Source organism: Haloquadratum walsbyi C23 (genome assembly GCF_000237865.1).
GTDB lineage: Archaea > Halobacteriota > Halobacteria > Halobacteriales > Haloferacaceae > Haloquadratum > Haloquadratum walsbyi.
In genome coordinates this window covers 1-6,129 of record NC_017460.1, presented here as the reverse complement: position 1 = coordinate 6,129, position 6,129 = coordinate 1, and the positions used below count along the sequence as shown (strand labels likewise).

Below are 6,129 nucleotides of genomic sequence, written 5' to 3'. Positions count from 1 at the left end.
TTTCGACAGGTATCGAATTGATCAGTCAGTATTTACGTCATCTGTCGATTCGGTGCATACATATGTATGCAGTGAGATAATCCGGATATGCCACGCGAACGGTATCAAACACGACTTGATGAAGATATTGCCCGCGATGTTGATGCATACGTTGCCCGTAATGACATCTCACAATCTGAAGGTATGAGGCGACTTGTCCGCGAAGGGCTTGAGTCCGTGAACGGTGACGATGTTACCGACAAGATAGAGTCCGATCACGAACAGATACTCACACAACTCAATGAAATTCAAGAATCAAGCATTGATCCAAACAAACCATTCCGTGAGCAATTTGAGGATGTAAACAGCATAAACCGCAATATCCGTCTTGTCGGTGGTGTAGTGATTACGATTTCACTTTTGATTATCTTCATCAATGAACTAATCATGTTCATTTAATCGGTGGATACATACGCATACGCAATTATCTGATAGATATGTCGGGCACGAATGACACCACCGACGGCATAGACGATAATCGGCTTTCGATCAATGACGACGACGGCGATGTGAAACGCCAGCGGGTGAAAGAAATTCTCAACTATCGGTCGCAGTACATCAAAACTCGTGCCGATGTTGAATCAGCCCGCAAAAGTGGCGAAGTTGGCAACGTGCAAGCAATAACCCAACTGAAAGCCGTTCTTGATTCATTCTTGCTGGATATTCGCCCCGTAATTCTTCAATCTCAACACGAGGATGTGTGGTACGATAGGCACGTCTATAACATCACACTAGACGAACACATCGAGAAGGAGCCAACACTCAGCAAACCCGCTGAGATATTGCCCCGACGACAAATTGAGATTACCGGACTTGTCCAGTTAATTCAACAAGATATTGTTGTCGCTCGCGAGTGGCATGAGTACAACGACATTCGCAAGCCAACAAATAGAGACGGCATAGCGATGGAGTGGGAGGATTCACCATTTGACCGACCGTCTCACACTGGCGACCCACTGGGTGAAACAGAACTCTCAGCACTGCCGGTCGATGTGCTTGATAGTGGGTTTAAAATCGCAAATGATGTGCTCCTAGAAATCGGGCTTGATGTCGGTCTCTCCGATGATACCAGCGAGATTGCTGAGTTTGATTACTCAGATTTAATCTAATAATGCATCTGAGAGACACCGACTTTTGGGATGATTTGATGCACGGGGTTTTCGGTCCCCGATCTGGTGGTGCTCGTATTATCTGCGACTCAGAGAACTCAGCCACCGGCGTCGGGAAAACGACAGCCGCCGTCTCCACCGCTTTGGCGGTCTCTAAGGCATTTGACTATCAATTGTCACCGAGAGACTTCACCCTGAGTGGGGAACAGTATTTGGAGAGATGGCGGGAACATCCTAGCAAGGAGCAACCGAGTGTAATTGTTCTCGATGAACTCGCGGGTGCCGGTGCCGGCGATGCACGACGCTCGATGAGTAATGAGAATGTGAACTTAGGCAGAAGTTGGCAATTGATGCGCAAGAAACGGATTGTTACGATCTGCACATTGCCCCACTGGAGTGATGCCGATAAGCGGTTACGCCGAAGTGCTGATTATCGTCTGTGGTGTCTTGAGAGACCGATAGGATACTTCAGACCGTACAAAGTCACATCAACATTTGATAGAGGCGATGTGCGAACCGAATCATACAACGATGTGCAACGGGTTGCCTTTCCGAATCTCGACGCATTAGATGACCCGTATTTTCAGGCAATCACAAAGAAAAAAGATGCACTACTATCATCTGATGAGTTCAATGCAAACGAACTTGTCAATATTGAAGATGAGACCACAAAAGACCCTGAAGAAGTAGAACACGAGCAAAAAGTATCAGATGCACAACGGGCACGAGAAAAAGGACTCTCCACATACGAGGTTGCTGATGTTGTCGATATGTCCCAATCATGGGTTGACAAGTACACAGAGATGCCGGATACGACCGACACCACCGAAGCCACTGCCGACGACTAACCACTAACCACATAATATGTTATACACAGACGCGAGGTTACTGAGAAATCGGCTCAAGGTCACACCGCCGGCACGATCACGCCGGCACCCGTCGCCGATCCCGATTGCAGCTGCAACTCAGATGAATCGATTACAAATCACGCACACACACGAAACTCAGATATGACAGACTTCGATCACACAGAAATTGAGAAAGAATTAATCGAATCGTATGGCGGAACACCACAGGAGAAATTCGGCACTGACGGCACGATCAATGGTGCACCCACAGAGGTACGTCTCGCAAAAGAGGAAGATAGATTTAGACTTAATAAGGAAACTCATTCGGAGCTCGTCGAGCAGGAGGGCACATACATTTTTGACGATCTTGGAGACAATCAACCACCCAAGCAAGTCGACGCCGATACTGTAGATGATAGACTAAGCGAGGACTGGCACAGCGACCGAGGATACATGCACCAATTCGTCAGCGTGGATTCATTTTTCTGAGGATTGATTTTTGTGTTTTGTGAGCAGGCGCCACAGACATGTGACCGTGTAGAACCGTGTAATGACCGTGTAAAATTAAACGTATAATCAACGTTTGAAAACGTTTAATCTGTACCTATCGACAGAAATAGAACTCTATTTGTCGTCTTTTCTCTCCTCACATCCTCACATTGAATCTAACAAACCGTGAGGGATTGGGCACGATCACACCCTAACCCCACACCCCCGTTTATATGCCGGACACGCGAATCAGGGATTCCCGAGGCACTTCTTTAAATAGGATATTGCTACACGAGTGCCGTCAGTCATGGTTTGTGTAGCAAAAACACATATAAAGAATAGTCACTCCATAGTGCTGTATCTCCACAGATAATCTGTCTAATCTGTGAGTGTGCAGTCTCGTTCTCAATTGGAGCTCCGAACGAGACAACATCACGAGTGATATTGTGTGTAGAAATTTTTGCGCGAGCAAAACTACGGTATGTGTTTTGATGTTGTGCCCTTAGGCACACCCCTAACAGCGAGTCCGGTGAGTCGCACCAAATTCCAAACCAGCACTGACGCCGATCTCGACGCGCACCACACCGATCACGACGAAAGGGGACCCTCGAAGGCGGTCAGATGTCGCGTGAGGGTCGAAAAAGAGGGTCGTCGAGAGTGTTGCCACTCACGAGGACGGCATCACTTGAGGAGAGTAAACGCTCGTTGAGAGTGAGACCGGACGGTAGGAGAGGACGGCAAGTAATTGAGGTCTTTGCCGTCGTCCTCGTGTTCCCATTTGACTTTTGCAGATTTGAAGGTGATAGCGTCTCGTTTCATCTTGCACCAGCGGTCGAAGCCACTACGCAAGATATTACGCACTTCTTTGATACTATCGACGCGACCGAGGTCGATGATCATGCCGTCGCCGTTGTCGTTGTAGTTGACGCCGTATCGTTCACACCATGCAACAAAGGCACTCGTGGCATTATCGAGACCTCGTTTACTGGCGTGGACGGCATCAGCGGCAGTTTTAGCGGCGTTATCGACGGCTTGTTGTGCCTGATCAAGTGCGTCGGCGACAAGTTCACTGGTATATGTGGACTTCAATGAGACCTCGCCGTAGGTGTGTGTCACGAGGTCGTTCATTCTCGCAAGGGAATTGTAAACAGTATCTTCGTGTCGTCCTGTGGACTCGGCAAGGTCCTGAGGACTCACGGCACCACCGTCGGAGACGAGCACATTGAGACATTCCTGATCAGTGGGTGCCATGCCGTCAGCAAGATGCTTGTAGACGACCGACTCTTGCTCGTGTCTGACTTCGGTAAGGTCGAGGTCGACAACGGATGCGGTCGTGGTTGCGTTCTCGACTGAGAAATATTCGTCCTCGACATAGACGTTCTCATTCGCCCTCAGGTCGAGACCGGCGTCGGCGAGGATAGCATACAGCCATTCGGTGAGTTCCTCGTCAAGTTGGGCGAGATTCTCGTCGGTAAGATGCAGTGTGTCGTCAGTCCGGCTTGTCTGATAGGCGACTTCTACTTTCGGGTGAGAGAGTGGGTCAGAGTCAGGTCGAGAGTGCGCCTCGCGAGCGTAGTAGTGTTTGCACTCGACGGGCAAGACATGATCAGGGAATACCTCACGGACTCTCTGAGGTCCGAGCGTACAGGTATGATAATAACCGGCTAACTGACGCCCTCTCTCGTTGCTGTCGTTTTGCACGAGTTTCCGATAGCCCTCACGGTCGTTCTCCAATACGTGCGCAAGTGAGACTAAGGGACCAGTGCGAGCATGCACGGGACCAGATACGTCCTCGTGGACACGCACGTATTTCGCGCCGTCCTGAATGTTGCTGGTCTCGTGTCGGTATGACTCGCGGAAGTGATGTGCACTCACATCGACGGCACTCGCGGCACACATGAGTAGGTCGCCATAATCACAAAAGTCAATATTAGACCCTGAGACGCGGACGTTCATGGCGTCGTGTTCGTTCACAAGAGTACGAGGGATTGATAACTCGTGTTGGTCTCCCTCGTCAGTCTCGACGCGCATACGACGCCAGCGGGGACGAATATGATAGTTCGCCTTTTTTTCTCCGAGCTCGTCCTGAGCCTCGACACGGATGCGAAACTCACGGATTTGTTCGTGCTCGATCTCGGTGCCGTTCGGCGTCGTGCCGTCACGAGGTGGCAAGATAGACGAGTCTTGATAGTACAGGGTCACGTCCCATGTTTCGCCGAGGGCGTCGGTCTCGGTCTCGTATGAGCCGTTGTGGTCCTTCACTACCGAGTCACAGGCAAGCCATGCGTCGAGTCCGTTATCATAATTGAAATTCGCGGTAAACTCGTGGTCTTGCGGCTTGATCAGGCGGCGTATCTCGTCGCCGTCCTCATTCTCGACGGTCATTGCATTGCCTCCACGAGCACGTTATCGTCGTCCTCGTTGTCCTCGTCGCCGTTGTTCTCCTGATCAGGCACGCCGACCGGCACGGGTGTAAACAACGACCGGCACTCAAGACAGACGTGCGAGACGGTCTCGAAGTCTGTCATCTCGGTAATTTCGATTGCGGGACCTCCGAGACTCGGATAGGCACGAAGGTCGAGACCTGAGTGTGCCTCGTTGACTGAGCAATCAGGATTAATGCACTCGAATGGGTCGAGGTCCTCACGACGAGGGAGAGTCTCGGCGACAAGAGGCGTCGTATCGAGAGGCGGGACATGCACGACCTCACGAATGGCATTGAGAGTCACGGGGTCAGTATCGAAGGTCCAACAGCCGCGACTCTCGCCAGCACTCACAAAAGTATAATCAGGGTCGTATGTGCAGTGGTGTGCGTCCCATTCGAGATTACTGAGACGGTCTCGTGTGTCCCCGTCGCCGTGATCATGTAGTGAGAGTGCGAGTTTTGCATCTCGATGAATCCGACCGTCTCGCACCCATGTGCGGAAGTATCGTTCAACAGTGTGCGGTCCTCGACTCTCTCCTTCAAGGACGACTTTACGACCGGCGTCGATGGTCTCCAGCGGTCCTTTCGTCGGTTGCTCTTCGACCGGCGTCAGGTCCTCTTTCTCGGCGATGCCGGTCGCGACGACCGTCTCGGGACCGTATCGCTCGCCGATCTCGTCGAGATAATTTGAGACGGTGCCTTTGGTCGAGTCGATATTATCAGCAATCCCGCGTTCACTGCACCCTTGCTCGGAATAGGCGAGTGCGAGTGCCTTGCGATGGTCGAGGTCGGTCGTCCTCGCGACGTATTGAGCACGTTTCTCGGCGTCTCTGTGAGGGTTCGCACTCATGCGCACGTCCCTCGCAGATTTGCACTCACTCGTGCGACTTTGCACGGCACTGTGCAAGTTGACACATAACCGTGCAACCTTGCGCAAGTTGACGCAAGACGACTAACACGGTCGTTATCGGTACAATCTGACGTTATACGACTGGTATTCGACTGACTGACGTTCTCAGTAAGATACTTGTCGTCAGCGAGAGAAAGAGCACTTGAACCAACAGCCCGACCAAAGGTGGGTTCATTCTGAAGGGACGTGGGGTGTCCCTTCAGGGGCGTCCTTCTCCCAAAGGATGCTTTCAAGTTTTGAGTTACTTCTTTGCCTATCTGGTATCATTCCCGCATGATACTTAATCGTTGTCCGGCGTTGCTGATCAGG

General features: G+C 51.1%; 6 protein-coding genes. 4 read left to right on the top strand and 2 right to left on the bottom strand.

Annotated features, from left to right (window positions below):
* The first annotated feature begins 87 nt into the window (after positions 1-87).
* The 4 genes from HQRW_RS14640 to HQRW_RS14625 all read left to right on the top strand — a co-directional run bounded on the left by HQRW_RS14640 (position 88) and on the right by HQRW_RS14625 (position 2,485).
* On the top strand, positions 88-438 hold the full coding sequence (locus HQRW_RS14640) for a hypothetical protein (RefSeq protein ID WP_014557146.1): 351 nt from the start codon (positions 88-90) through the stop codon (positions 436-438).
* Between the two features lie 38 nt (positions 439-476).
* A complete protein-coding gene (locus tag HQRW_RS14635) occupies positions 477-1,148 on the top strand; it encodes a hypothetical protein (RefSeq protein WP_014557145.1) in 672 nt (223 codons plus the stop codon).
* A gap of 2 nt (positions 1,149-1,150) precedes the next feature.
* Complete coding sequence (locus HQRW_RS14630; RefSeq protein ID WP_014557144.1) at positions 1,151-1,996, top strand: ATP-binding protein; 846 nt, start codon at positions 1,151-1,153, stop codon at positions 1,994-1,996.
* A 162-nt stretch (positions 1,997-2,158) separates the two neighbouring features.
* Positions 2,159-2,485: a hypothetical protein gene (locus HQRW_RS14625; protein ID WP_014557143.1), complete on the top strand. Its 327-nt coding sequence runs from the start codon at positions 2,159-2,161 to the stop codon at positions 2,483-2,485.
* Positions 2,486-3,166: 681 nt separating this feature from the next.
* Here HQRW_RS14625 and HQRW_RS14620 read toward each other — a convergent pair.
* Positions 3,167-4,870 (bottom strand): DUF7845 domain-containing protein, encoded by a 1,704-nt coding sequence (locus tag HQRW_RS14620; RefSeq protein WP_014557142.1) that lies wholly within the window; start codon positions 4,868-4,870, stop codon positions 3,167-3,169.
* Positions 4,867-5,760, bottom strand: coding sequence for a hypothetical protein (locus tag HQRW_RS14615; RefSeq protein WP_014557141.1), 894 nt, complete (start codon positions 5,758-5,760; stop codon positions 4,867-4,869). The genes HQRW_RS14620 and HQRW_RS14615 overlap by 4 nt, the downstream gene beginning before the upstream one ends.
* Between the last annotated feature and the right edge of the window lie 369 nt (positions 5,761-6,129).